Annotated in this window: 1 pseudogene; it reads right to left on the minus strand. The window is 30.3% G+C overall.

The window, feature by feature from the left end:
- Positions 1 to 13 precede the first annotated feature (13 nt).
- Positions 14 to 292: pseudogene (locus FLA105534_RS23295) on the minus strand (transposase); the annotation flags it as partial.
- Positions 293 to 2,365: the final 2,073 nt, after the last annotated feature.

Here is a 2,365-nt window from a genome sequence, read left to right on the forward strand (position 1 = left end):
CAAAAGTTGGGGATTAGGCAAAAAGATTAGATAATCTGAACAAGAAAAAATCTATATTCCTCACTCCTCTGAATTGACTTCTAAAAGCTTTTATTTTAGTATTGAAAGATTCTGTCGAAGCATTTGTACTTCTATTATCAAAATAGTTTAAGATTGACTGATAATTAATAGTTATGGTATTGAGTAGAATATTAAAGTTTTTAAAACCTGATTCTTCTATATTTCTATACCAATGTGCCAGTTTGGTCATGGCAATATGTTTGTCATTGTGGTTATTGTATATTCCTCGAAGCTGTTGGTTTAATTCAGTTTATTAATGATTTTGGCTTTTCTTTTTTTTGAGATTTTGTCTCAAATAAGAGATCATTTTATTACAGCTGATTTTATAACTGATGCTCCCTTATTCTATATGTATTCGGAATGTCTAAAAAGGGCTGAAAGCCAAAAGTATTAAAATGGTGTAATGCACCATGAATTAGGGTAATGGGTTATATTGCCTTGAAAGGGAATAAGTAGGTATAAAGAATTTATAAGGTTTTAATAAAAAAAAACGCTTATTTTGAGAAATGCCACATAAAATAAGAGAGTCTTTTTTTAGGCCTGGGTTTCGCTCTTGTGGAGCTTAGAAGTCTCGCTATTATCCATGGCACTTCGCATCATGTTATTGTTAGGGCTCTCTAATAGTAATAGACTATAAAAACTTTTGCTTTATGAAGGCAAGCTGTGTATTATTTTTTTTTGCCCAACCCTCAACTTTTGAGCCTGATCTGTAAATGCAAGGTTCTTCGTAGTTTCTGATCTCTACAAAGAATTTGTTGTTGAAAATTTCTAAAATTTTATTTTGAGTGTAATGTAGTTCATGGTTTTAACTTTGGGATAGGTATTGTTGTGTTGTATTGTGTCTCAATGATTGAAACTGCTGGCTACGTTGTGACTGGGGTCTAATATTGAAATTAGGGAAAAGAGTTAGATGTTCTAAATGTAGGGATAAATGAATATTTAAAATTAATACCAGAAGTGGTGGAGTGATAAAAGTAAGCGTAGATATTAGTTGTCTGAATGAGGGGAATTCTATATTTTGGTTACTTCTGAATTTTTATGTGAATGCTTTTATTTAAACATTGAATGATTAAACAGATGTATTTGTAATTCTGTTATCAAAATTATTTTAGCTTATTTGCTTGTGATTTGTAATTGTACGAGAGATTGTGTTAGAAGGTTTGATATTAGATTGATTTGCTTTTTTCGTACTATTAGGTAAATTTTGCGAAACAAATGATTTTATCAGTTGTTTTTGTGTGCGTAAATATTTGTATGTAATTCAGATGATAGTCAAGGTGTATTTTATTTGTTTTGGAGTCTATTTAGGTTTATTTCTATAAATCAAGTGTTGGCTAATAGTTACTGTTGGGAGATGTTTTTTATTTTAAAAATTACATTTGGCTTCTTGGATTTTTCATTGGGCTCATTTTCTTGATCTATGGTTTGTTAATGATGTTTCATTCTAATCTCTTGCGAAGCTTTGCTAATTGGTTTCTGAGTGTAAAAGTGGTTTGTAATTTGAGTTGTATTTTGAAAGCATGTTTTGGTCTTGCTTTTTGCAATGATTATTGATGTGGCATCTTTTATGTTTTACTGTTTTGTTGATTAAAATAATATAGGAGTTACTATTAGATAGGCTATCTTTTTATGTTGAAGAACGTTTTTGAATTTTTTGTAAAAAAAGAAGTTATCTTCTGCGGGTGATATGAAGATAAGTCTGATGGCAGTAAATGGGAAAATCCTGTGTCATTACTTTTCTTAAGGATTCTTTTGAGTTTAGATATTCTTTAGGAATATGTTTAATCTTCTTTAGATAGGGATAAAGTGTGTGTTTTTTATTTTTTATAAGAGATATATTTAAAGTAATCTAACCGTTATGTTGGTAATTGGTAACTTGAAAAATGTTTTAAAGGGATTTTGTGTTTGTGTGTAATTGAAAGGTATAAATATGTAGATTTTAATATTACTCCGTAACAATATGTTTGGACCTGAAGATTAAGAGGTGGTAAAGGAGAGAAAGAGGGTGAAATAGAAGTGTAATAGCTGGCAGGGTAAAATGAAATGATTTGGTATAAGTGTTAATAAAAGTTGCGAGACTAGTAAAATAGGGCTATTTGAAAAGATGGAACTATGGGGAAAGAGATTTGATAGGGAAAAACCTTTCAAACCTGAAAATAGTTTAGTTTGTAAAAGGGGTGTTATCAGAGTGTTAAGATAAAGTTTGAAAAAAGATTCAAAATAGTTCGATAAAAAGCTTGCAGAACTCAATAAAGTGACTACTTTTGCACCCGCAACAGCGATAGACGTTCACTGAAATACTGAC

Origin of the sequence: Flavobacterium collinsii (assembly GCF_902804485.1) — a bacterium.
Classification (GTDB): domain Bacteria; phylum Bacteroidota; class Bacteroidia; order Flavobacteriales; family Flavobacteriaceae; genus Flavobacterium; species Flavobacterium collinsii.